Origin of the sequence: Pantoea sp. Cy-639 (assembly GCF_011752525.1) — a bacterium.
Classification (GTDB): domain Bacteria; phylum Pseudomonadota; class Gammaproteobacteria; order Pseudomonadales; family Pseudomonadaceae; genus Aquipseudomonas.
Genome location: NZ_VWXI01000019.1, coordinates 85,672 through 107,659, shown reverse-complemented (window position 1 = coordinate 107,659; position 21,988 = coordinate 85,672). Strand labels below are relative to the sequence as shown.

Annotated in this window: 22 protein-coding genes; 11 read left to right on the top strand and 11 right to left on the bottom strand. The window is 64.5% G+C overall.

Annotation, left to right across the window (positions count from 1 at the left end):
• The first annotated feature begins 34 nt into the window (after positions 1-34).
• Genes yfiR through yfiB form a run of 3 tightly spaced genes read left to right on the top strand, consistent with a single transcriptional unit; the run spans position 35 to position 2,374 of the window.
• Entirely contained in the window at positions 35-610 is a 576-nt protein-coding gene (gene yfiR, locus F3J43_RS20855; RefSeq protein ID WP_166891323.1) for a regulatory sequestration protein YfiR, read from the top strand.
• Positions 607-1,851, top strand: a complete 1,245-nt coding sequence (dgcN, locus tag F3J43_RS20850; protein ID WP_166891319.1) for a diguanylate cyclase DgcN/YfiN — start codon at positions 607-609, stop codon at positions 1,849-1,851. The genes yfiR and dgcN overlap by 4 nt, the downstream gene beginning before the upstream one ends.
• 31 nt (positions 1,852-1,882) lie before the next feature.
• Positions 1,883-2,374, top strand: a complete 492-nt coding sequence (gene yfiB, locus F3J43_RS20845) for an outer membrane lipoprotein YfiB (RefSeq protein WP_166891303.1) — start codon at positions 1,883-1,885, stop codon at positions 2,372-2,374.
• Positions 2,375-2,437: 63 nt separating this feature from the next.
• Here yfiB and F3J43_RS20840 read toward each other — a convergent pair whose 3' ends face one another.
• Positions 2,438-3,388, bottom strand: coding sequence for a LysR family transcriptional regulator (locus F3J43_RS20840; RefSeq protein ID WP_166891300.1), 951 nt, complete (start codon positions 3,386-3,388; stop codon positions 2,438-2,440).
• A 133-nt stretch (positions 3,389-3,521) separates the two neighbouring features.
• On the opposite strand from F3J43_RS20840, the gene F3J43_RS20835 reads away from it, so the two are divergent.
• Positions 3,522-5,048 carry a CoA-acylating methylmalonate-semialdehyde dehydrogenase gene (locus F3J43_RS20835; RefSeq protein ID WP_166891297.1) on the top strand — a complete coding sequence of 509 codons (1,527 nt, stop codon included), beginning with the start codon at positions 3,522-3,524 and terminating at the stop codon, positions 5,046-5,048.
• A gap of 10 nt (positions 5,049-5,058) precedes the next feature.
• Entirely contained in the window at positions 5,059-5,949 is an 891-nt protein-coding gene (mmsB, locus tag F3J43_RS20830; protein WP_166891294.1) for a 3-hydroxyisobutyrate dehydrogenase, read from the top strand.
• Positions 5,950-6,171: 222 nt separating this feature from the next.
• Here the strand turns inward: mmsB and F3J43_RS20825 are convergent, their stop codons facing one another.
• Positions 6,172-6,516 carry a cupin domain-containing protein gene (locus tag F3J43_RS20825; protein WP_166891291.1) on the bottom strand — a complete coding sequence of 115 codons (345 nt, stop codon included), beginning with the start codon at positions 6,514-6,516 and terminating at the stop codon, positions 6,172-6,174.
• A 325-nt stretch (positions 6,517-6,841) separates the two neighbouring features.
• Here F3J43_RS20825 and F3J43_RS20820 point away from each other — a divergent pair, with 325 nt between their 5' ends.
• Together F3J43_RS20820 and F3J43_RS20815 are read left to right on the top strand one after the other, a co-directional pair.
• Complete coding sequence (locus tag F3J43_RS20820; protein ID WP_166891288.1) at positions 6,842-7,024, top strand: type II toxin-antitoxin system HicA family toxin; 183 nt, start codon at positions 6,842-6,844, stop codon at positions 7,022-7,024.
• Between the two features lie 56 nt (positions 7,025-7,080).
• Positions 7,081-7,488, top strand: coding sequence for a type II toxin-antitoxin system HicB family antitoxin (locus F3J43_RS20815; protein ID WP_166891285.1), 408 nt, complete (start codon positions 7,081-7,083; stop codon positions 7,486-7,488).
• A gap of 7 nt (positions 7,489-7,495) precedes the next feature.
• Here F3J43_RS20815 and F3J43_RS20810 read toward each other — a convergent pair whose 3' ends face one another.
• Positions 7,496-8,386: a LysR substrate-binding domain-containing protein gene (locus F3J43_RS20810; RefSeq protein WP_166891282.1), complete on the bottom strand. Its 891-nt coding sequence runs from the start codon at positions 8,384-8,386 to the stop codon at positions 7,496-7,498.
• Between the two features lie 77 nt (positions 8,387-8,463).
• Between F3J43_RS20810 and F3J43_RS20805 the strand changes: the two genes are divergently transcribed.
• Positions 8,464-9,228 carry a sulfite exporter TauE/SafE family protein gene (locus F3J43_RS20805; protein ID WP_166891279.1) on the top strand — a complete coding sequence of 255 codons (765 nt, stop codon included), beginning with the start codon at positions 8,464-8,466 and terminating at the stop codon, positions 9,226-9,228.
• Here F3J43_RS20805 and F3J43_RS20800 read toward each other — a convergent pair.
• On the bottom strand, positions 9,218-9,532 hold the full coding sequence (locus tag F3J43_RS20800) for a putative quinol monooxygenase (RefSeq protein WP_166891276.1): 315 nt from the start codon (positions 9,530-9,532) through the stop codon (positions 9,218-9,220). The genes F3J43_RS20805 and F3J43_RS20800 overlap by 11 nt on opposite strands.
• Before the next feature lie 161 nt (positions 9,533-9,693).
• Here F3J43_RS20800 and mdaB point away from each other — a divergent pair, with 161 nt between their 5' ends.
• The 3 genes from mdaB (at position 9,694) to ggt (ending at position 13,051) form a co-directional block, all read left to right on the top strand.
• Entirely contained in the window at positions 9,694-10,281 is a 588-nt protein-coding gene (mdaB, locus tag F3J43_RS20795) for an NADPH:quinone oxidoreductase MdaB (protein WP_166891273.1), read from the top strand.
• Between the two features lie 87 nt (positions 10,282-10,368).
• Positions 10,369-11,265: a LysR family transcriptional regulator gene (locus F3J43_RS20790; protein WP_166891270.1), complete on the top strand. Its 897-nt coding sequence runs from the start codon at positions 10,369-10,371 to the stop codon at positions 11,263-11,265.
• A gap of 118 nt (positions 11,266-11,383) precedes the next feature.
• Entirely contained in the window at positions 11,384-13,051 is a 1,668-nt protein-coding gene (gene ggt / locus F3J43_RS20785) for a gamma-glutamyltransferase (RefSeq protein WP_166891268.1), read from the top strand.
• A gap of 104 nt (positions 13,052-13,155) precedes the next feature.
• Here the strand turns inward: ggt and F3J43_RS20780 are convergent, their stop codons facing one another.
• From F3J43_RS20780 to F3J43_RS20750, 7 genes are all read right to left on the bottom strand, one after another.
• A complete protein-coding gene (locus tag F3J43_RS20780; protein WP_166891266.1) occupies positions 13,156-15,075 on the bottom strand; it encodes a methyl-accepting chemotaxis protein in 1,920 nt (639 codons plus the stop codon).
• 193 nt (positions 15,076-15,268) lie between these two features.
• Complete coding sequence (ypfJ, locus tag F3J43_RS20775; RefSeq protein WP_166891264.1) at positions 15,269-16,156, bottom strand: KPN_02809 family neutral zinc metallopeptidase; 888 nt, start codon at positions 16,154-16,156, stop codon at positions 15,269-15,271.
• Between the two features lie 247 nt (positions 16,157-16,403).
• Positions 16,404-16,841: a cupin domain-containing protein gene (locus F3J43_RS20770; RefSeq protein ID WP_166891262.1), complete on the bottom strand. Its 438-nt coding sequence runs from the start codon at positions 16,839-16,841 to the stop codon at positions 16,404-16,406.
• A 107-nt stretch (positions 16,842-16,948) separates the two neighbouring features.
• Positions 16,949-17,848, bottom strand: a complete 900-nt coding sequence (locus F3J43_RS20765; protein ID WP_166891260.1) for a LysR family transcriptional regulator — start codon at positions 17,846-17,848, stop codon at positions 16,949-16,951.
• 56 nt (positions 17,849-17,904) lie between these two features.
• A complete protein-coding gene (gene trmA, locus F3J43_RS20760) occupies positions 17,905-18,990 on the bottom strand; it encodes a tRNA (uridine(54)-C5)-methyltransferase TrmA (RefSeq protein ID WP_166891257.1) in 1,086 nt (361 codons plus the stop codon).
• A complete protein-coding gene (locus F3J43_RS20755) occupies positions 18,987-20,282 on the bottom strand; it encodes an NCS2 family permease (RefSeq protein WP_166891255.1) in 1,296 nt (431 codons plus the stop codon). The genes trmA and F3J43_RS20755 overlap by 4 nt, the downstream gene beginning before the upstream one ends.
• Positions 20,283-20,479: 197 nt before the next feature.
• Positions 20,480-21,700 (bottom strand): MFS transporter, encoded by a 1,221-nt coding sequence (locus F3J43_RS20750; protein WP_166891253.1) that lies wholly within the window; start codon positions 21,698-21,700, stop codon positions 20,480-20,482.
• Between the last annotated feature and the right edge of the window lie 288 nt (positions 21,701-21,988).

The following is a 21,988-nucleotide window of genomic DNA, read 5'->3' as shown; positions in this document are numbered from 1 at the left end:
CATTATTTGGAAACCTTTTGTGAGATTTCCCTTCATGACAGTGGCTGTCTCGGCCTTGAGACGAGTGACGGGGTATGCGTGCTCGCTGCTGATGGCCACGTTGCTGCTGGGCACCGCGCCCGCCAGCGCGGGCACGGCCCTGTCGGATGCGCAGGTACAGCAGCGGGCCCGGGCCGTGACCCAGGTGGTGCTGGGCATTCTCAGCTATGCGCGCTGGCCCGCAGAGCCTGACCCGTTGCGCTTGTGCCTGGTCGGCCCCACCGAGTATGCCGATGACCTGATCAAGGGCAATGTGCAGAGCTCCGGGCGGGCATTGCAGGTGCGGCGTCTGCTGGCCAGCGACCCTAGCGTGGCCAGCGCCTGCGACGCCATCTACATCGGCAAGCTCGACCCTCTCCACCGCGAACGCCTGTTCCAGGCCGTCAGTGGCCATCCGGTGCTGAGCATCAGCGAAGCCGATGATCCTTGCACGGTGGGTAGCCTGTTCTGCCTGCGCGTCAGCGACCAGCAGGTGTCCTTCGAGGTCAACCTCGACTCGGTGGCGCGCAGCGGTGTGCGTATCCATCCCAGCGTGCTGCAGCTTTCGCGACGGCGGGCGGGGCAGCCATGAAACGCACGTCCAGGCGTTTCAACCGGCCAACCCTGCGCGCCGTGCTGGGGCGCGGCCATCTCGGGGTAGCGTTGCTTGCTGCGGGCCTTGCCGGGGTGCTGGTGACCCTGCTCGGAGTGGCGGCGTTGCGGGTGTATGCCAATCACAACCTGCACCTGATCGGCCGCTCCATCAACTATACCGTCGAGGCTGCGGTGGTCTTCGACGACAGCGCAGCGGCCAACGAAGCGTTGGCGTTGATCGCGGCCTCCGAGGAAGTGGCCGATGCCAAGGTGTACGACAATGACGGCGTGCTGCTTGCCCACTGGGAGCGCAACGAGCGTGGCCTGCTGGCGCAATTGCAGACCCTGGTGGCGCGCAGCCTGCTGGAAGAGCCGATCAACATGCCAGTGCAGCACATGGGCCAGCGTGTCGGCCATATCGAGCTGACGGGGCAGGGCGGCAGCCTGGTGCGCTTCCTGCTCAGCGGGTTGGCCGGAATCCTGATCTGTACCGTGCTCAGCGCCGTGCTGGCGCTGTACCTGTCACGCCGAGTGTTCGGCGACATCATCCGGCCGTTGCGTCACCTGGCCAGCATCGCCCATGCCGCGCGTCGCGAGCGCAGTTTCGATCGGCGCGTGCCCGAGACCCAGATCGCCGAGCTCAACGAGCTGGGCAACGACTTCAATGCACTGCTCGATGAGCTGGAGTCCTGGCAGAGCCACTTGCAGAGCGAGAACGAAAGCCTGGCCCACCAGGCCAGCCATGACAGCCTCACCGGGCTGCCCAACCGGGCTTTCTTCGAGGGTCGCCTGATACGCAGCCTGCGCAATGCAGCCCGGCACGAGGAGCACCTGGCGCTGCTGTTCCTCGACAGCGATCACTTCAAGCAGATCAACGACAGCCTTGGCCATGCCGTGGGCGACGAAGTGCTGGTCAACGTCGCCAGCCGGATTCGAGCGCAGTTGCGCGAACATGACCTGGTCGCCCGCTTGGGCGGTGATGAATTCGCGGTGCTGCTCAGCCCGCTGCATTCCCGTGAGGATGCCGAAGGCATCGCCGAGAAGATCGTCGCCAGCATGAAACTGCCGGTGCAGCTGGAGGGCGGAAGCCACATCACCACCTCGCTGAGCGTCGGTATTGCTTATTACCCGGACGATGGCCGTGACCCGGCCAGTCTGCTCAATGCCGCCGATGCGGCGATGTATCAGGCCAAGCGCGAGCGCCGTGGCCATTGGCAAGTGGCGCAGACGGAACGCTGAGCCACAGGACGTAGAGAACAGGAGTCGAACCGTGATCAATCGTTTGCGTTTTCCCTTTTTTGCCCTGCTGCTGGCGCTGTTCGCCTTGGGCGGTTGCCAGAGCGTACCGCCCAAGGGGCTGACGCCCGAGCAAGTGGCGGTGCTCAAGCGCGAGGGCTTTGCGCCGACTGGCGAAGGCTGGGCGTTCGACCTGTCTGGCAAGGTCCTGTTCGGCAGCGACCTGGACAGTCTCAACAGCCAGAGCGAGTCGATCGTCGAGCGTATCGGCAAGGCGTTGCTGTCGGTGGATATCCAGCGGGTGCGTATCGATGGCCATGCCGATGCTTCGGGCAAGGCCACCTACAACCAGCAATTGTCCGAGCGCCGTGCCCAGAGTGTGGCCAAGGCGCTGATCGGCATCGGCATGCAGCCGCAGAACATCCAGACTCGCGGGCTGGGCAGCAGCCAACCGGTGGCGGACAACCGCACCAGCGTCGGGCGCATGGAGAATCGACGGGTGTCGATCGTGGTGGCCTCGGATTGAGATCGGCAGCGCGGAACAAGCCCCTGGAACTGTGGGGGGCTTGCCCCTCGAGCGGTTGAAGGCTCAGCCTTGGGCGAACTTCATCGCCCGCGTCTCGCCCATCAACAGCGGCGCATTGGCCTCGGTCACATCGCGGATGTAGTCCCACAACAGGGTGATCCGCTTCAACTTGCGCAAGTCCTCCCGGCAGTACATCCAGAACTGCCGCGTCACCTCGACCTGCTCCGGCAGCACCGTCACCAGCCGTGGGTCCTGCGCCGCCAGGAAGCACGGCAGGATCGCCAGCCCACGTCCCTGCAACGCCGCCGTGTACTGGGCGATCACGCTGGTGCTGCGCAAGTGCGCCTGGGCATTGGGAATCAGGTTGGCCAGGTACAGCAGCTCCGAGCTGAACGCCAGGTCGTCGACATAGCTGATGAACGGATGCTGTGCCAGGTCGGCAAGCGCCTGAATCGGCGCATGGCGCTCCAGGTAATCCTGGGTGGCGTACAGGCGCAGGCGGTAGTCGCACAGCTTGCAGCACACGTAGGGGCCATGCTCGGGACGTTCCAGGGCGATGACGATATCGGCCTCGCGCTTGGACAGGCTGATGAAGTGCGGCAGCGGCAGGATGTCCACCGAGATTGCCGGCCAGGCGTCGACGAAGTGGCTCAGCTGCGGGGTGACGAAGAAGCTGCCGAAGCCTTCGGTGCAGCCCATGCGTACATGCCCCGAGAGCGCCACCCCCGAGCCCGAGACCTGCTCGCAGGCCATGTGCAGGGTGCTTTCGATCGACTCGGCGTATCCCAGCAGGCGCTGCCCTTCGGCGGTGAGGACGAAGCCATTGGTCCGTGACTTCTCGAACAGCAACGTACCCAACGCCCCTTCCAGTGAGCTGATGCGCCGCGACACCGTGGTGTAATCCACGGCCAGGCGCTTGGCCGCACTGCTGGCCTTGCGGGTGCGCGCTACCTCAAGAAAGAACTTGAGGTCGTCCCAGTTCAGCGCGCTCAGGGAGGTGAGGTCTTTTTGCATGATGATCCGGTTTTTTTGTGCATTCTTGTTGGATGTTTGCACATCTATACTCGATCTCAGCCCCTAGACGCCACCCCGTGTCCACGCCGGCGTAGGCGATCTCGTTCCGACAATAATTCCAAGGAGAGCGCAGATGAACGCACCCCAGACACCCGACCAGACCAAGGTCGAACAGGTCAAGCTGCTGATCGACGGCCAGTGGGTCGAGTCGAAGACCACCGAGTGGCGCGACATCGTCAACCCGGCCACCCAGCAGGTACTGGCGCGGGTACCGTTCGCCACCACCGAGGAAGTGAACGCCGCGGTGGCCGCTGCCGAGCGCGCCTTCAAGACCTGGCGCGACACTCCGATCGGCGCGCGCATGCGCATCATGCTCAAGCTGCAGGCGCTGATCCGTGAGCACAGCAAGCGCATCGCCGTGACCCTCAGTGCCGAGCAGGGCAAGACCATCGCCGATGCCGAGGGCGATATTTTCCGCGGCCTGGAAGTGGTCGAGCACGCCGCTTCGATCGGCACCCTGCAGATGGGCGAGTTCGCCGAGAACGTCGCTGGTGGTGTCGACACCTACACCCTGCGCCAGCCCATCGGCGTGTGCGCCGGCATCACCCCGTTCAACTTCCCGGCGATGATCCCGCTGTGGATGTTCCCGATGGCCATCGTCTGCGGGAACACCTTCGTGCTCAAACCGTCCGAACAGGACCCGCTGTCGACCATGATGCTGGTCGAGCTGGCACTGGAGGCCGGCGTACCGGCCGGTGTGCTGAACGTGGTGCACGGCGGCAAGCAGGTGGTCGACGGCATCTGCACCCACCCGGACATCAAGGCTATCTCCTTCGTCGGCTCGACCGAAGTCGGCACCCATGTCTACAACCTGGGCAGCCAGCACGGCAAGCGCGTGCAGTCGATGATGGGCGCCAAGAACCATGCGGTGATCCTGCCCGATGCCAACCGCACCCAGACCATCAACGCCCTGGTCGGCGCTGCCTTCGGCGCGGCCGGCCAGCGCTGCATGGCCACCTCGGTGGCGGTGCTGGTGGGCAAGGCCCGCGAGTGGCTGCCGGACATCAAGGCGGCCGCGAGCACGCTCAAGGTCAACGCCGGTTGCGAACCAGGCACCGATGTCGGTCCGGTGGTCTCCAAGCGTGCCAAGGAGCGCGTGCTGGGCCTGATCGAAAGCGGCATCAAGGAGGGCGCCAAGCTCGAGCTCGATGGTCGCGATGTCAAGGTGCCGGGCTACGAGCAGGGCAACTTCGTCGGCCCGACCCTGTTCTCCGGCGTGCGCACCGACATGCAGGTGTACACCCAGGAAATCTTCGGCCCGGTGCTGGTGACGCTGGAAGTCGACACCCTCGACGAGGCCATCGCCCTGGTCAACGCCAACCCGTTCGGCAACGGCACCGGTCTGTTCACCCAGAGCGGCGCGGCAGCGCGCAAGTTCCAGAGCGAGATCGACATCGGCCAGGTCGGCATCAATATCCCGATTCCGGTGCCGGTGCCGTTCTTCAGCTTCACCGGGTCGCGTGGCTCCAAGCTCGGCGATCTCGGCCCGTACGGCAAGCAGGTGGTGCAGTTCTACACTCAGACCAAGACCGTCACCGCCCGTTGGTTCGATGACGACAGCGTCAATGACGGTGTGAACACCACCATCAGCCTGCGCTAAGGAGTTCGCCATGCGTATCGCATTCATCGGCCTGGGCAACATGGGCGCACCCATGGCCCGCAACCTGATCAAGGCCGGGCACCAGTTGAACCTGTTCGACTTGAACAAGGCCGTGCTGGCCGAACTCGCCGCGCTGGGCGGGCAGGTCAGCGCCTCGCCAAAGGACGCCGCCGCCAGCAGCGAGCTGGTGATCACCATGCTGCCGGCGGCAGCCCATGTGCGCAGCGTGTACCTGGACGAGGAAAGCGGCGTGCTGGCCGGTATCCGACCGGGCACGCCGACGGTGGATTGCAGCACCATCGATCCACAGACCGCCCGTGATGTCTCGAAGGCCGCGGCGGCCAAGGGCATCGACATGGGCGATGCGCCGGTCTCCGGTGGCACCGGTGGTGCGGCGGCAGGGACCCTGACCTTCATGGTCGGTGCCAGCGCTGCGTTGTTCGCCACCCTCAAGCCGGTGCTCGAGCAGATGGGGCGCAACATCGTGCACTGTGGCGAGGTCGGCACCGGGCAGATCGCCAAGATCTGCAACAACCTGCTGCTGGGCATTTCGATGATCGGCGTGTCCGAGGCCATGGCCCTGGGCAATGCGCTGGGCATCGATACCAAGGTGCTGGCCGGGATCATCAACAGTTCGACCGGGCGCTGCTGGAGTTCCGACACCTACAACCCGTGGCCGGGCATCATCGAGACCGCCCCAGCGTCGCGTGGCTATACCGGGGGTTTTGGCGCCGAACTGATGCTCAAGGACCTAGGCCTGGCCACCGAGGCCGCGCGCCAGGCGCACCAGCCGGTGATCCTCGGCGCCGTGGCCCAGCAGCTGTACCAGGCCATGAGCCTGCGTGGCGAGGGTGGCAAGGATTTCTCGGCGATCGTCGAGGGATATCGCAAGAAGGATTGACCAGCGAGTGGACTTGATCGCGGGCCAGGTGCCCCTTCCCCTTGTAACTGCGCACCTTGGGGACGGGGCACCGGGCTCGCGATTTTTTTTGCCTGCGGTTGGGGAGTGAATGCCGGGAGCGGGCGTGCTTCGCGACTGCATCAGTTCGGACAGCGACGTTTCCCGACAGGACGCCATCGCGGGGCAAGCCCGCGGCTTCTCATGATTGCCAGTGGCTGCCGGTCAGGCGAAGACGAAATACTTGCGCACCGTCTCGACCACTTCCCAGGTGCCCTTCATGCCCGGTTCGATCACGAACACATCGCCCGCTTTCAGATGCTTCGGCTCCTCCCCCTGCGGGGTGACGATGCAGTAGCCCTCGAGGAAGTGGCAGTACTCCCACTTTTCGTAGTTGACCTCGAACTTGCCGGGGGTGCAGATCCAGGTGCCCATGATCTTGCTGCCGTCGGCGGACAGGTAGGCATTGAGGTTGACGGTGTGCGGATCGCCGCCGATGCGCTTCCACTTGGTCGCGTCGACCACCGGGGTCGGGCAGGTTTCGCGCAGGACGGTGATGAAATCGGACATGGCGTGGCTCCAGGTGAGCGATGGAAAGACTCGTCACCATAGGGCCTGCGCCTCGCCGGCAGTTGCCTGGGCTCGACATCCAGCTGTCTGCGCGCGCTATGCGGCATGTGCGATATGCAGATCGCCGGTGGCATGGCAGTGGAGGCTTTGTCGTGGCATCAATGGATTGGCGGCCAGCACTGATTGTCCTACCGGTGACGTGGATGACGCTGGCCTTGAAGAGGGAATGCACCGCTTGTCGGTTTGTGTGTGGATGGTGTGTATTGGCATGGTTTTCATAAATCCAGATGTGTAGCCTACACATCACCTGCCAAAGGAAGCACACATGCGCAGCAGGGAAGTGATCCAGCTCATCGAGGCCGATGGCTGGTATGAGGTGGATGTGAAAGGAAGCCATCACCAGTTCAGGCACCCGTTCAAACGAGGTCGAGTCACGGTGCCTCACCCCAAGAGCGACTTGCCCAGGGGCACCGTGCACTGCATCTTGAAACAGGCGGGTCTGAAATGAGTCCTCTGGCACTATCCGAGGCGCGTTGCCGCCACGACGATCAATGGAGACAGCAAATGAAATTTCCAGTTGTACTGCACAAGGACGAAGACTCCGATTACGGCGTGATCGTGCCCGATGTGCCGGGTTGCTTCTCGGCCGGTAGCACTGTCTCCCAGGCGCTGGAGAACGTCCATGAAGCCCTGGCGCTGCATTTCGAGGGGCTGGTGGCCGATGGTGAAACGCTGCCCCAGGCCCAGGAGGTGGATGTCCATGTGGCCAATCCGGATTACGCTGGCGGCGTCTGGGCGGTGGTGGAGTTCGATGTCACGCCGTACCTGGGCAAGGCAGTGCGTTTCAACGCCACATTGCCGGAGAATCTGCTGCAGCGGATCGACGAGAAAGTGAAGCGGGACCATCGCTATGCTTCGCGTTCCGGTTTCCTGGCGTCGGCGGCGTTGCGTGAGCTGGCGTTGGTGCATTGAGCCCCTGTCATGAACGGATGCCGGCCAAGCGCTCCACCAGCTTGGCGGCATAGCCGGGCAGTGCCGCAAAGTCCCGCGCGCATATCAGCAGGCTGCGGCTGGCCCAGTCTTCCTGCAGGGCCACCCAGCGCAGTGGCAGCAGGTGTTCCCAACGCCGTACCGAGGCCAGTGGCACAACCCCCACCCCGGCACCGCCGGCCACCATCCGGATCACGCCGTCGAATCCTTCGGCACGAACCCTTACCTGCATCCGTCGGCCGAGACGCAGCGCCTGCTCTTCCAGGTGCAGTGCCAGCGCGCTGTCCGCGCCCAGGCCGACATGACCGTATGCCAGGCTGGCGCTGAAGTCGGGTGTGGCCAATGTGGCCAGCGCATGCTCCGGGGGCATGACCAGCACCAGTGGGTCCTCGCGAAACGGCCGAGTCTGTAGATGCCCGCTGGGGGCGGCAGTGGAAACGATGCCGAGATCGGCCATGCCTTGGGTGATGGCCTGGACGATACGCAGGCTGGGTTGCTCCAGGATGTCGACGCTGACGCCAGGGTACTCGGCCAGAAAACTCGCCAGCAGCTCCGGCAGGTACTCGGTCAGCGCGGCCGTATTGCTCAGCAGACGTACCTGGCCCTGCTGGCCCTGGGCATGCTGCGCCAGGTCGTACTGCAGGCGCTCCACCTGCTGGGCGATCAGCCGTGCGTGTTGCAGCAGCGTCTGTCCGGCTGGCGTGGCCTGAACGCCGCGGCGGTTGCGTTGCAGCAGGGGGATGCCGAGCGATGCCTCCATGGCGCGGATACGGGCACTGGCCGCCGGTAGCGACAGGTGGCTGCGACGGGCACCGGCGGTGATGTTGCCGCACTCCAGCGTGTGCTGGAACAGCGTGAGGTCGGTCAGGTCGAAATGCATCAGCCTCTGTCCTTGCAAGAGTCTGGCTGAGTATATGGCAGATTTTCAGCTCGCCGCAGCTGCGTCAGGATGGCCCCATGACTACCTTCCTGATGTTCTACCAAGAGATTGGTCCAGGCCTTACGGCTCTGGTAATCCTGACTTTCCTGCTGGCCGGCGCGGTCAAGGGCACGATCGGCCTCGGCTTGCCGACCGTGGCCATGGGGCTGCTCGGCCTGGCTATGCCCCCGGCGCAGGCTGCAGCATTGCTGATCGTGCCTTCGACGCTGACCAACCTCTGGCAGCTCGCCAGTGGCGGGCACTTGCTGGTGCTGATGCGGCGCCTGGGCGGCTTGCTGCTGATGATCTTCGTCGGCACCTTGCTGGGCAGTGCATGGCTGGGGATCGACAATGGGCCGTGGGCGTCTCATGCGCTGGGCGGCGCGTTGCTGGTCTATGCGCTGCTGGGCCTGCTGGGCCGTGGGTTGCAGGTACCAGCGGCAGGGGAGAAATGGCTGGGCCCACTGTGTGGACTGCTGACCGGAGTGGTGACGGCGGCCACCGGGGTGTTCGTGCTGCCGGCCGTGCCCTACCTGCAGGGTCTTGGCCTGGGGCGTGACGAGCTGATCCAGGCGCTGGGGCTGTCATTCACCGTCTCGACCCTGGCACTGGCTGTCGGCCTGGCCGGGCAGGGCGCCTTGGGCGGGCAGGCGCTGGGCGCTTCACTGCTGGCGCTGGCGCCGGCAGTGCTTGGCATGCTCGCCGGGCAGTGGCTGCGCGGGCGGATCAGCGCGTTGCTGTTCCGCCGCTGTTTCTTCGTCGGGCTGGCCCTGCTGGGCTGCCATCTGCTGCTCAACGGCTAGCGGAAGAGGGGCTGAGCATCTCGATCATCTGGATGTCGAAGTCCCGCTCGAGAAAGTCCATGCGCTTGTCGAAGAACTCGCGCATGTGCGGCAGCGCCGAGTGCACGTCCAGATCGGCCTTGCTCGCCCAGACTTCGAAGAACACGAACAGGCTCGGATCTTCCTGGTCGCGCAGCATGTGGTATTCGATGCAGCCGGGTTCCCGGCGGCTGGGCTCCACGTAGGCGCTGAACAGTTGCTCGAAGGCTTCGGCTTGTTCCGGACGGGTCTTGGCTTTGAGGATGAAGGCGTGTGGCTTGTGCATGGGAGAGGCTCTGCAGGGGGAGGGTGGGGCAGATTCTAATTCAATAATGTGGACTCAATTCGTGATCTGAGGGCAAATGTATTTTGCCCGCCCATGCCTGTTTCCCTCTCCCGCAACTGCCTAACCTGCCGGCAAATCCCTGGCAGAGTCCATGAACCACCATGAAAAAGATCCTCCTGCTCAATGGCGGCAAGCGTTTCGCCCACTCAGACGGCCGCCTCAACCAGACCCTGCATGACGCTGCGCTGGCTCATCTTGACCGTGCCGGCCACGACGTACAGGAAACTTTCATCGACGAAGGCTACGACGTCGAGGCCGAGGTCCAGAAATACCTGTGGGCCGACGTGGTGATCTACCAGATGCCTGGCTGGTGGATGGGGGCCCCCTGGACCGTGAAGAAGTACATCGACGAGGTCTTCACTGGCGGTCATGGCAGCCTCTACGCCAGCGATGGTCGTACCCGTTCCGACAGTTCGCAGAAGTACGGCAGCGGTGGCCTGATACACGGCAAGCAGTACATGTTGTCGTTGACCTGGAATGCACCGCAGCAGGCGTTCGATGCGCCTGGCGAGTTCTTCGAGGGCAAGGGGGTGGATGCGGTGTACTTCCCGTTCCACAAGGCCAACCAGTTCCTCGGCATGAGCGGCCTGCCGACGTTTCTCGCGGTGGATGTGATGAAGCGCCCGGACGTGCCGGCGACCCTGGCCGCTTACGAAGCGCACTTGACCCAGGTATTCGACAAGGCCTGATGATGTCGGACAAGCGCGCCAGCACAGGTTGCATGCTCGCGGCTCAACGGCTATCAATCAGGACGACACCAGACCAAGGCCATCCGTGTGAAGACCCGATCCGAAGAGCTCCAGGTATTTGTCGCCGTCATCGACTGCGGCTCGATCTCCGCCGCCGCCGAGCAGATCGGCCAGACCCCGTCGGCGGTGAGCCGCACTTTGTCGCGGCTGGAGGGCAAGCTGGGCTGTACCCTGGTCAACCGTACCACCCGACGCATGGACCTGACCGAAGAAGGACGTTTCTTCCTGACGCGGGCGCGGGGCATCCTCGAGCAGATGGACGACATGGAAGAGCGCCTGTCGATGAACCGCCAGACACCTTCCGGACGACTGCGTATCAACGCTGCGGCGCCGTTCATGCTGCACGCGATCCTGCCGTGGGTCGGTGAGTTTCGCGAGCAGTATCCGGGCATCGAGCTGGAGTTGAACACCGATGACCTGATCATCGACCTGCTCGAGCAAAGCACCGATGTAGCCATCCGTATCGGTGAGCTGGCCGACTCCAGCCTGCACGCCCGTTCGCTGGGGTGCAGCCCGGTGCAGATCCTCGCCAGTCCCGAGTACCTCGCCCGGCATGGCGTGCCGGAACGGGTCGAGGACCTCGATGCCCACAGCCTGCTGGGCTTCAGCTCCCTCGAGTCGCTCAACCACTGGCCGTTGCGCCATGCCCTGGGTGAGCGCTGGACGGTCCGCCCGCGACTGCTCGCCTCCAGCGGTGAAACCCTGCGTCAGCTGGCCATCGCCGGCCAGGGGATCGTCAGCCTGTCGCACTTCATGACCCACGAGGACATCCGCAGCGGCCGCCTGCAGGTGGTGCTCGCCGAACACAACAATGGCTATCGCCAGCCGATCCATGCGGTGTACTACCGCAACACCCAGCTGGCCCTGCGTATCCAGTGCTTCCTCGATTTCATCCAGAAGAAACTGGCGGTCTACGCCTGCTGAGTTGCCTGTCCACGACAGCTGCTGCTCATCGGCGGCGGAAACTTCCTACGGTGTTTGCTTAGTCGAAGCGCTTCGGCCTTAATGACTGATCAACAAAAACAACACCAAGGAAGTCCGCATGCGCATTGTCATGTTCCCGCCACTGGCCCTCGGGGTCGCGTTCCTGAGCTGTTCCTCCGCCTTTGCCGTCACCCTCGAGGGCGGCGCGGTGGCCGCGCCCGATCAATATGGCGCACAGGTGGCTGCCGATATCCTCAAGAAAGGCGGCAATGCAGTGGACGCCGCGGTCGCCACCGCCTTCACCCTCGCCGTGACCTACCCGGAAGCCGGCAACATCGGGGGTGGCGGCTTCATGACCCTGTTCGTCGATGGCAAACCCTATTTCCTCGACTACCGGGAGGTGGCGCCGAAGGCCGCCACCAGGACCATGTACCTGGATGACAAGGGCGAGGTGATCGAGAACCTCAGCCTGGTCGGTGCCCGCGCAGCCGGCGTGCCGGGTACGGTGATGGGGCTGTGGGAGGCGCACCAGAAGTTCGGCAAGCTCAAGTGGAGCGAACTGCTGACCCCGGCTATCGGTTATGCGAAGAACGGCTTCAAGATCGCCCAGAAGCAGTACCAGTACCGCGACGATGCCCAGGGCATGTTCAAGACCGCCACCAACTTCAACGACTATTTCGGCAGCATGAAGGTCGGCGAACTGTTCAGGCAGCCTGAGCTGGCGCAGACCCTGGAGCGTATCGCCGACAAGGGCGTAAGCGAGTTCTACCAGGGCAAGACCGCCGACCTGCTGGTCGCGCAGATGCAGGCCGACAAGGGCCTGATCAGCAAGCAGGACCTCAAGGACTACAAGGCCGTATGGCGCGATCCGATCGCCATCGACTGGCGTGGCAACGTGGTCTACACCGCGCCGCCGCCCAGCTCCGGCGGCGTGGCCCTGGCCCAGCTGCTGGGTATCAAGGAAGACCGCGCGGCAGACTTCAAGGGCGTCGAGCACAACTCGGCCAAGTACATCCACCTGCTGGCCGAGATCGAGAAGCGCGTGTTCGCCGACCGGGCCGACTATCTGGGCGACCCGGCCTTCACCCAGGTCCCGGTCGACCAGTTGATTGCCAAGGACTACCTGGCCAAGCGGGCCGCCCAGGTCAACCCGCAGGCCATCTCCGCCACCGACCAGGTCAAGCCGGGGCTCGAGCCGCACCAGACCACCCACTTCTCCATCGTCGACAAGCAGGGCAACGCGGTGAGCAACACCTACACCCTCAACCTCGACTACGGCAGTGGCGTGGTGGTCAAGGGCGCAGGCTTCCTGCTCAACGACGAGATGGACGACTTCAGCGCCAAGCCAGGGGCAGCCAACGCCTTCGGCGTGGTCGGCGGTGACGCCAACGCCATCGAGCCAGGCAAGCGCATGCTCTCGTCGATGAGCCCGAGCCTGGTGACCCGCGATGGCAAGGTGGCGCTGGTGGTGGGGACACCGGGCGGCTCGCGGATCTTCACCTCGATCTTCCAGGTGATGAACAACCTGTACGATTTCGGCATGCCGTTGGAGAAAGCCGTGGCGGCGCAACGCGTGCATCACCAGTTGCTGCCCAAGGACACCATTTACTTCGACAGCTATGCACCGCTGCAGGGGAAAGTGGCCGATGACCTGAAGGCGATGGGCTACGTGCTCGAGGACCAGGGTTGGGAGATGGGTGACATCCAGGCGATCCGGGTGACCGGGGAGAAGCTGGAGACCGCATCGGATCCACGTGGGCGCGGGGTGGGGATGATCGTCAAGTAGTCCGGGCCGGAAACGATCGCGGGGCAAGCCCGCTCCCACAAGCGCCACTCACAGGTTCATGAGTGGTGTTCGTGGGAGCGGGCCTGCCCCGCGATGCGTTCAGGTCAGACGCGGAACTGGCTGACCAGCGTCTGCAGGTGGCCGCCCAGGCGGGCCAGCTCGACGCTGGATGCGGCGGTCTCGTCGCTGGCGGCAGCGGTCTGTTCCGACACGTCGCGCACATTGAGGATGCTGCGGCTGATTTCCTCGGCCACAGCGCTTTGCTCTTCGGCAGCGGCGGCAATCTGCTGGTTCATCGACTGGATGTTCGACACTGTGCGGGTGATGTTGTCCAGCGAGTCGCCGGCCTTGCGCGCCAGTTCGACGCTGCTGTCGGTCAGGCTGCGGCTGCCGTTCATCACCTCGGCTACCTGTTGAGTGCCGTTCTGCAGGCTGGCGATCAGCCCTTCGATCTCTTCGGTGGACTGCTGGGTACGCTGGGCCAGGCCACGCACCTCGTCGGCTACCACGGCGAAGCCACGGCCGGCTTCACCGGCGCGCGCGGCTTCGATGGCGGCGTTGAGGGCCAGCAGGTTGGTCTGCTCGGCCACCGACTTGATCACGTCCATGACACTGCCGATCTTCTGGCTTTCCTGCTGCAGCAGGGTCATGGCCTCGGTGGAACGGTGCACTTCGTGGGCCAGGCGTTCGATCTGGCTGATCGCCTCGCTGACCACCTTGTCGCCGCTGCGGGCTTCGTCATCGGCGTTGGTGGCGGCATGGGACGCCTGCTCGGCGTTGCGCGCGACCTCCTGGACGGTGGCGGCCATCTCGTGCATGGCAGTGGCCACCTGGTCGGTCTCGACCTTCTGGCTGTTGGCGCCGGCACTGGTCTGCTCGGTCACCGCCGACAGCTCCTCGGCGGCGCTGGCGATCTGGGTGACACCGTCGCGGATGCCGGTGATCAGGTCGCGCAGGGTGTTGCCCATGCGGGCGATGCCTTGTTGCAGCGCACCCAGTTCGTCGCGGCGGGTAACGCGCAGGGTCTGGGTCAGGTCGCCACTGGCGATCTTCTCCACCGCGTCCATGGTCTCGCGCAGCGGACGGGTGATCTGGCGGGTGATGATCACGGCGGCAAGTACGCCGACCAGCAGCGCCAGCAGGGTGGCGGTGGTCTGCAGGCTACGGGCCTGGATGCTCTCGATGTCGCGACGCTCGAGCTGGATGCGGTACAGCTCGTCGCTGCGCTTGACGATGTCGGCGCCTTGCACGGTCATCTCGGCACGGGCCACGCCGATGGCGGCAGTGGCGTCGCGGAACTGACGCACGGCGTCGCGGTAGGCCAGCACGGCGCTTTCGAACTGCTGGATGCGCGAGGCCTGGCTCGGCAACTGGCGCTTGAGGCTGTCGATTTCGGCCAGGGCGGACTCCAGCTGGCGCACGGCGGTCTGCTCGGTCTCGCTGGTGAGGTCGGCGATGTAGCTGCGTACGTCCAGGCGCACCTGCACCAGCTGCTGCTTGGCCTTGCTGATCAGCAGGTACTGGGCCAGGTGGCTGGCGTCGCTCTCGGGGCTGGACAGCACGGCGGCGCTGATCGCCTCGATGGCGTCGTTGGCCTGTGCGGCGGCCTGGTTCATGGCATCGCGGGCGACCAGAGTGGTCTTGTAGCCCTTGCGCATGTTCTCCAGCGAGATGCGGTATTCACTGATGCTCTGGCCCTGCTCGCGCAGCAGCTTGAGGTTCTCGGGGCTGGTGAAGGTCTTGACCAGGTGTTGTTGCTGCTCGCCGAAGGTATCGAGTTTGGCCTGGACATTGGCCGCCGAGTCGTCGTCGCCGTTGGTCAGCATCCACTGCAGGCGGGCCACGCGCAGGTTGGTCAGGTCACTGTTGAGCTGAGTGATGTCGCTCATCCAGTTGCTGCGGTCGATGAGGCCGCCCAGGCTGTTCCAGCCGGTCAGGGCCAGCAGGCCGGTCAGTACGAGGACCAGGCCGAAGCCCAGGCCGAGTTTGAGGTTGACGCTGATATTGGCGAACCAGCTGTTCATGCACGCTCTCCCAGAAAATGATTTCGCTCACTTGATCTCAATAGCTGGGCGTTGTTTTTGTCAGATAGCCCACAGATTTGTGTAGGACTTATCGGCAAGCTTGGGAGAAGCTGAAACGCTTTTTCAGCAAATTTGTAACTCACTGAAATAGCTGAATTTTTAAGGCGGGGCCGCGCAGCGACCCCGGGTGATCTCAAAGGTTACGTGCGCCAAATGTATCGCACTGGTTCAGGTCGCCATGGGCAAACCCGGTCTTGAACCAGCGCACGCGTTGCGCCGAGGTGCCGTGGGTGAACGAGTCCGGCACCACGCGTCCCTGGCCCTGCTGCTGCAGGCGGTCGTCACCAATGGCGTTGGCGGCGTTGAGCGCTTCTTCCACGTCACCGGGCTCCAGCCAGTTCAGGCGTTTCTGCGCCTGGTAGGCCCAGACCCCGGCCAGACAGTCGGCCTGCAACTCCTGGCGTACCAGCAGGCCGTTGTCGCCTTCCATGCGCTGGCCGCTGCGGCGGGCGGCGTCGACCTTGGCCGAGACGCCGAGCAGGGTTTGTACGTGGTGGCCGATCTCGTGGGCAATCACATAAGCCTGGGCGAAGTCGCCGGCAGCCTTGAAGCGGGTTTCCATCTCGCGGAAGAAGGTCATGTCCAGGTACACGCGCTGGTCGGCGGGGCAGTAGAACGGGCCGACCGCCGCCGAGGCGAAACCGCAGGCGGAGTTGACCTGGCCGCTGAACAGCACCAGCTTGGGATCGCGGTACTGCTTGCCGGCTTGGGCGAACAGGGCTTTCCAGGTGTCCTCGGTGTCGCCGAGGATCGAGGCGACGAACTCGGCCTGCTCGTCGTTGGCCGGGGGCGCCTTGCTGCCGACGTTGGCCGGCGCGGTCTGTTGTTGCTGTTCCATCTGCCCGGCCAACTGGCCGAGGATCTGCAGTGGGTCCTGGCCGGTGAGCCAGCCAATCCCGACGATCAGCAGGATGGCGCCGAGCCCCAGGCCCTTGCCGCCGCCGAAGCGCATGCCGCCGCCACCGCCCTCGCCACGGGCATCGACCACGTTGTCGCTGCGTCGGCCTTTTCGCCATTCCATGTAGTGCTCTCCGAAATCTGTGAAACCAGAAGACGAAGATTAGCCCAGCACCGACCCGGTCGTCAGCCCAGCGCTATTTCCATGGCCGTTGAGCGATGTCTGTGATCGTGAGTACCTGGGTTCATCTGCACAGACCGGCTACGGCAAGTCCGCCTGCCAGTACAAGGAGAGTGCAGCGGCCAGCGAGACGAAGCCTGACACTTGGCCAGGCTGCGCTCTGCTGACAGAAATGACAGGGCGTATTGCCTTACGACTTGACCGGTACCAGGTCGAACTTGTCCGCCTGGTACTGGAACAGCAGGCAATCCTCGGCGGCGGTGCAGCCGCTTTCATGCACCAGCTTGGCTGGCAGCTTGTAGTAGGCGCCGGCCGGGAACTCGGTGCGCTTGCCATCGATCACGGCATAGAAAGTGCCCTTGACCACGAAAGTGGGCAGGGTCTCGGTATGCTGGTGCAGGCCGTTGTCAGTGCCTTTCTTGAACTTCACATAGGCCGAATAGGGCCCCTTGCCGAACAGGTCGCCCTCGACATTGGCGTAGCTGACCGCACCGTTGGTGCCACTGACGTCTTGCCATTTCAGGGTGGCGCTGTCCGGTACGGCTATCAGGGATTCGGCATGGGCCTGGGCGGTCAGGGCAAGAGTGCCCAGGGTGAGGCCGGCAATGAGGGTGTGCAGTGCTTTCATGGGATGGCTCCTTCGCCAATAAAAACGAGGAGCGAAGGTTATGAAAATTCTTTTTGCACAGATACGGCATTCAAAAGCCATGATCTGTGCATAAATTGCACGGATTGCTACTCCCAGCGAGGTGTCGCGTAGTACGTTTGCACGTAGTCGAGGAAGGCGCGCACTTTAGGTGGCAGGTAGCGGTTTTGCGGGTAGACGGCATACAGGCTGCGCGCAGGCAGTTGCCAGTCGGCCAGGACCCGCACCAGCCTGCCGTCCTGCAGGGCGTCATGGACGATGAAGCGGTCGAAGCTGGCGATGCCGACACCGCCGATGGCCGCTGCGCGCAATGCCATCGGCGAGTTGGCGCTCAGGCGTTGTGGCATGCGCATGTCCTGCCACGCAGCAGCGCGGGTCAGGCGCAGTCGCTGCGGGTGTTGCAGGCGGGTATAGCCCAGTAGCGGATGCTCGGCCAGCCTGTCGGGGGTGTCAGGCGTGCCATGGCGCTCGAGATAGGACGGCGCCGCCACCAGAATCACTTCGCTGGCCGCCAGGCGGCGGGCGACGAGGCTCGAGTCGGGCAGGTGGTCGGTGACTCGCAGGCAGACATCGACCTCTTCCTCGAGCAGGTCGACGAAACGATCGGTACAGTTGAGCTCGATCTGCAGCTTCTCGTGCCGCTCGACGAAGTCCGGCAGCCAGCGGCCTAGTTCCAGCTCGCCGAATGCGCTGGCCACGCTCAGGCGCAAGGTCCCGGTGGGTTGCTGTTGATGCTCTGAGAGCTCCAGGCTCATGGCCTGCATCTGTTCGAGAATCTGTACGCAGTGGCGGTAGAACAGGACGCCGGCTTCGGTCATTTGCAGGCGGCGGGTGGTGCGGTTGAGCAGTTGGCTGCCCAGGTGGCGCTCGAGGTTCCTGACCTGGCGAGACAGCACCGTATGGGACATGCCCGCCTGTTCGGCGGCGGCGCTGAAGCTGCCGAGGTCGACGACCCGGCGGAAGGTCTGCATGGCGCTGAACTGGTCCATCGGTACCTCACTCCTTGCGGCGAGCGGCAGGGCCGGAGGGCCCCGCCGGGTCACGGTCAGCGCCGAACCAGCAGCACCCCGCTTTCCATGTGGTGGGTATAGGGGAACTGGTCGAACAGCGCGCAGCGCTCGATGCGGTGGGTATCCTGCAACTGGGCGATGTTCTGTGCCAGGGTCTCGGGGTTGCACGAGATGTACAGGATCCGCTCGAAGCGTCGGGTCAGCTCGCAGGTGTCCGGGTCCATGCCGGCACGCGGCGGGTCGACGAACACAGTGCCGAAGTCGTAGGCCTTGAGGTCGATGCCCTCCAGGCGACGGAACGGACGTACCTCGTTCAGCGCCTGGGTCAGTTCTTCGGCGGACAGGCGCACCAGGCGCACGTTGTCGACACCGTTCTCGTCCAGGTTGTGCAGCGCGGCGTTGACCGACGTCTTGCTGATCTCGGTGGCCAGCACCTGGCGGGCACGGGTGGCCAGCGGCAGGGTGAAGTTGCCGTTGCCGCAGTACAGCTCGAGCAGGTCGTCGTCACGTTCGCCCATGGCCTCGAAGGCCCAGCCGAGCATCTTCTGGTTCACCGCGCCGTTGGGCTGGGTGAAGGCGCCTTCTGGTTGGCGGTAGCTGAAGGTGCGTCCGGCGATGTCGAGCTTCTCGACGGCATAGTCGCGGCCGATCACCACGCGCTTGCCCTTGGAGCGGCCGATCACGCTGACGCCCAGCTCGCTGGCCAGTTGTTGCGCAGCGGCTTCCCAGGCGGCGTCCAGTGGGCGGTGATAGCACAGGGTGATCATCGCGTCGCCGGCCAGGGTGGTGAGGAACTCTACCTGGAACAGGCGGTTGTTCAGGTCCTCGTTGCCCTGCCAGGCGGCCTTCAGGCGCGGCATCAGGTCGTTGATGCGCTCGCTGGCGATGGGGAACTCATCGATCAGGATCGCCTTGTGCTTCTCGCCCGGAGCGAACATTGCGTAGTGGCGCTGGCCGTCCTCGCGCCACAGGCGGAATTCGGCGCGTAGCCGGTAGTGGCCGCGCGGTGAGTCGAATACCGCAGGCTCCGGGGCGCCGAACGGGGCCAGCAACTCGCGCAGGCGGGCGACCTTGGCCGCCAGCTGCGCGTCGTATTGCGTCGGGTCGAAGACGGCACTCATGCGTTGAACCAGCCCAGCTTGATCACGAACAGGATGGAGAGGATCACCAGTGCCGGGTTCAGGTCACGACGACGGCCGGAGATCAGCTTGATCACGGTCCAGGAAATGAAGCCGAAGGCGATGCCGTTGGCGATCGAATAGGTCAGCGGCATGGCCAGGGCGGTGACCACCACCGGGGCGGCTTCGGTGACGTCGTCCCAGTTGATCTCGGCCAGGCCCGAGGCCATCAGCACGGCGACGAACAGCAGCGCCGGGGCGGTGGCGAAGGCCGGCACGCTACCGGCCAGCGGGGCGAAGAACAGCGCCAGCAGGAACAGGATCGCGACCACGATGGCGGTCAGGCCGGTACGGCCGCCGGCGCTGACACCGGCTGCGGACTCGATGTAGCTGGTAGTGGTCGAGGTGCCCAGCAGCGAACCGGCCATGGCCGCGGTGCTGTCGGCGATCAAGGCGCGGCCCATCTTCGGCATGTGGCCGTCCTTGCCCATCAGGCCGGCACGCTTGGCCACGCCGATCAGGGTGCCGGAGTTGTCGAACAGGTCGACGAACAGGAAGGCGAAGATCACGCTGACCAGGCCGACGTCCAGCGCACCCTTGATGTCCAGTTGCAGGAAGGTCGGTGCCAGCGAGGGCGGCATCGACACCACGCCACCGAACGGGGTGACACCCATGACGATCGCGGCGATGGTCACGGCGAGAATGCCGATCAGCACCGCACCGCGCACGTTCAGCGACTCGAGGGCGACGATCAGGAAGAAGCCCAGGGTGGCGAGGATCGGCGCCGGCTGCTTGAGGTCGCCCAGACCTACCAGGGTGGCTGGGTTATCGACGACGATACCGGCGTTGTGCAGGGCGATCAGCGCCAGGAACAGACCGATGCCGGCGGCAATCGCCGAGCGCAGCGGCAGCGGGATGCTGTTCACGATCCACTCGCGGATACGGAAGATCGACAGCAGGAAGAACAGCACCGCAGACAGGAACACCGCACCCAGCGCCACCTGCCAGGTGTGGCCCATGTGCAGGACTACGGTGTAGGTGAAGAAGGCGTTCAGGCCCATGCCCGGCGCCAGGGCGATCGGGTAGTTGGCGATGATGCCCATGGTCGCCGAGCCGATGGCCGCGGCCAGGCAGGTGGCGACGAAGATCGCGCCTTTGTCCATGCCGGTCTCGCCGAGGATGCTCGGGTTGACGAACAGGATGTAGGCCATGGCCAGGAAGGTGGTGACGCCCGCGAGAATCTCGGTGCGCACGTTGGTGTTGTGTGCTCTTAGTTGAAACAGCCTGTCCAGCATGCCTGCTCCCAGGGCGCCCTCGCGCCGTGAATGAATCGACCCCATCAGCAAAGCACAGACCGTACTGGATGCCGTGGTTTTGCGTGGGGCGGGAAAAAGCCGCGCATCATACCAGCAAGGGGGGCAGTGGCCTATCGCGGCAACGGGCCTGTCCCGTGATTTCGTCGGATCAGCCAGGCGCAGCGGCTCGGGGGCGGTCAGCCTGAGTGCATGCGGTCGCGATGGGTCAGGGTCGGGAACAGTTTCATCCACACGCCAGTGACTACCAGTGTTCCCACGCCTCCTATCACCACCGCCGGCACGGTGCCGAACCAGTGCGCGGTAACGCCGGACTCGAATTCGCCGAGCTGGTTCGAGGCACCAATGAACAGCCCGTTCACTGCACTGACCCGCCCACGCATTTCGTCCGGGGTCTCCAGTTGCACGAAGGCGCCGCGGATCACCATGCTGATCATGTCTGCCGCCCCCAGCACCACCAGCACCGCGAGGGAGAACCAGAACGAGGTGGACAGGCCGAAGGCGATGGTCGCCACGCCGAACACGCCGACCGAAGTGAACATGACCAGGCCGACCTTGCGCTCCACCGGGAAGCGCGCCAGCCACAGCGACATCAGCAGCGCGCCCACCGCCGGTGCCGAGCGCAACAGGCCCAGGCCCCAGGCACCGGTGAGCAGGATGTCCTTGGCGAACACCGGCAGCAGCGCGGTGGCACCGCCGAGCAAGACGGCGAACAGGTCCAGGGAGATGGCGCCGAGGATGTCCGGGCGGCTGCGGATGAAGCGGATCCCGGCCAGCAGGGAATCGAGACTGGCACGTCCGCGCTGGGGCAGTTGCTGCTGGGCGTCCAGGCTCAGGGTTAGCAGGCAGGCTATGGCGTACAGGGCCACGGTCGGCCCGTACACCCAGGTGCTGCCGAAGGCGTACAGGAAGCCGCCTACCGCCGGGGCGACGATGGTCGCCGACTGCGATGCCGAGGCCGAGGCCGCCACCGCCCGCGGAAACAGCCCCGGCGGTACCACGTTGGGCAGCAGCGCCTGGGTCGCTGGCATTTCGAAGGAGCGGGTGGCGCCGAGCAGGAAGGCGAGCACGAAGATCAGTTCGCGGCTGACGTGCCCGGTGGCACTGCCCACCGCCAGGGCCAGGGCGATCAACGCCTGCAAGATCTGGCACAACGCGGCGACCTTGCGTCGGTCGTAGCGGTCGGCGACATGGCCGGTGTGCAGCATGAACAGCACCCGCGGGGCGAACTCCACCAGGCCTACCAGGCCCAGGTCGAGGACGTTGCCGGTCAGTTGATAGAGGTGCCAGCCGATGGCCACGGTGAGCATCTGGAAGCCACTGGCGGTGAATACCCGGGCGAACCAGAACGCCAGGAAAGGACGGTGATGGCGCAGCAATTGCGGGGCAGAATCGGACATCGGGGGCCTGCAGCCTCGGAGATAGAGGGGGCTGCAGATTAACATCTGTTTGTAACAATTAGTTGCTGATTACCGCCATGGCCATCTTTCAGCCCATGCGTAAAGAGGGTGAGGCAACCGGTCACGCGGCAATCAACCACACAACTGGATGGGTCATTCGGGACTATGCTTCCAGACAGTCGTTGATCTGGATCAATCGTTCCAGATGCAACGATTTGGCCCTCGGGCCGGAATCCCTGCGATCGAACAGAACAAATCCAACACGCCACACTCGATCACTGTGGGGGC

What these genes read in the sequence shown, in the direction of transcription:
- yfiR (WP_166891323.1), top strand. Translation starts at nt 35, where the DNA reads ATGACAGTGGCTGTCTCGGCCTTGAGACGAGTGACGGGGTATGCGTGC.
- dgcN (WP_166891319.1), top strand. Translation starts at nt 607, where the DNA reads ATGAAACGCACGTCCAGGCGTTTCAACCGGCCAACCCTGCGCGCCGTG.
- F3J43_RS20840 (WP_166891300.1), bottom strand. Translation starts at nt 3,388, where the DNA reads ATGCAAAAAGACCTCACCTCCCTGAGCGCGCTGAACTGGGACGACCTC.
- F3J43_RS20835 (WP_166891297.1), top strand. Translation starts at nt 3,522, where the DNA reads ATGAACGCACCCCAGACACCCGACCAGACCAAGGTCGAACAGGTCAAG.
- mmsB (WP_166891294.1), top strand. Translation starts at nt 5,059, where the DNA reads ATGCGTATCGCATTCATCGGCCTGGGCAACATGGGCGCACCCATGGCC.
- F3J43_RS20825 (WP_166891291.1), bottom strand. Translation starts at nt 6,516, where the DNA reads ATGTCCGATTTCATCACCGTCCTGCGCGAAACCTGCCCGACCCCGGTG.
- F3J43_RS20820 (WP_166891288.1), top strand. Translation starts at nt 6,842, where the DNA reads ATGCGCAGCAGGGAAGTGATCCAGCTCATCGAGGCCGATGGCTGGTAT.
- F3J43_RS20815 (WP_166891285.1), top strand. Translation starts at nt 7,081, where the DNA reads ATGAAATTTCCAGTTGTACTGCACAAGGACGAAGACTCCGATTACGGC.
- F3J43_RS20810 (WP_166891282.1), bottom strand. Translation starts at nt 8,386, where the DNA reads ATGCATTTCGACCTGACCGACCTCACGCTGTTCCAGCACACGCTGGAG.
- F3J43_RS20805 (WP_166891279.1), top strand. Translation starts at nt 8,464, where the DNA reads ATGACTACCTTCCTGATGTTCTACCAAGAGATTGGTCCAGGCCTTACG.
- F3J43_RS20800 (WP_166891276.1), bottom strand. Translation starts at nt 9,532, where the DNA reads ATGCACAAGCCACACGCCTTCATCCTCAAAGCCAAGACCCGTCCGGAA.
- mdaB (WP_166891273.1), top strand. Translation starts at nt 9,694, where the DNA reads ATGAAAAAGATCCTCCTGCTCAATGGCGGCAAGCGTTTCGCCCACTCA.
- ggt (WP_166891268.1), top strand. Translation starts at nt 11,384, where the DNA reads ATGCGCATTGTCATGTTCCCGCCACTGGCCCTCGGGGTCGCGTTCCTG.
- F3J43_RS20780 (WP_166891266.1), bottom strand. Translation starts at nt 15,075, where the DNA reads ATGAACAGCTGGTTCGCCAATATCAGCGTCAACCTCAAACTCGGCCTG.
- ypfJ (WP_166891264.1), bottom strand. Translation starts at nt 16,156, where the DNA reads ATGGAATGGCGAAAAGGCCGACGCAGCGACAACGTGGTCGATGCCCGT.
- F3J43_RS20770 (WP_166891262.1), bottom strand. Translation starts at nt 16,841, where the DNA reads ATGAAAGCACTGCACACCCTCATTGCCGGCCTCACCCTGGGCACTCTT.
- F3J43_RS20765 (WP_166891260.1), bottom strand. Translation starts at nt 17,848, where the DNA reads ATGGACCAGTTCAGCGCCATGCAGACCTTCCGCCGGGTCGTCGACCTC.
- trmA (WP_166891257.1), bottom strand. Translation starts at nt 18,990, where the DNA reads ATGAGTGCCGTCTTCGACCCGACGCAATACGACGCGCAGCTGGCGGCC.
- F3J43_RS20755 (WP_166891255.1), bottom strand. Translation starts at nt 20,282, where the DNA reads ATGCTGGACAGGCTGTTTCAACTAAGAGCACACAACACCAACGTGCGC.
- F3J43_RS20750 (WP_166891253.1), bottom strand. Translation starts at nt 21,700, where the DNA reads ATGTCCGATTCTGCCCCGCAATTGCTGCGCCATCACCGTCCTTTCCTG.